Raw genomic sequence first — 287 nt, forward strand, 5'->3', positions numbered from 1 at the left:
CTATCAGTACGACGACGCCGGACGCTTGGTGGGGTTGTTTCCCGGGGATGATGAGCCGACTACCTACGAACATGACAACGGTTTTGTTCGGGTTATAAGGCGTGGGGAGGCGGTCTGGAAATACGAGCGTAATGAGCAAGGCGATGTCATCCGCAAAACTGATCCGGATGGTAATTCGACTGACTACAGCTACAACAAACACGGGCAACTGACCGGGGTTTGGTACCCGGATCACAGTTGCCATCGGCTGGTGTGGAATGAGCGGGGGCAGTTGCTGGAAGAGCAAT

At 54.7% G+C, this 287-nt stretch carries 1 protein-coding gene; it reads left to right on the forward strand.

Annotated features, from left to right (window positions below):
- The coding region (locus tag E4O98_RS10145) for an RHS repeat domain-containing protein (RefSeq protein WP_248134890.1) at positions 1–287 on the forward strand (287 nt) is incomplete at both ends.

Origin of the sequence: Pseudomonas sp. W2Jun17, assembly GCF_023127795.1 — a bacterium.
Lineage (GTDB): Bacteria > Pseudomonadota > Gammaproteobacteria > Pseudomonadales > Pseudomonadaceae > Aquipseudomonas > Aquipseudomonas synxantha_A.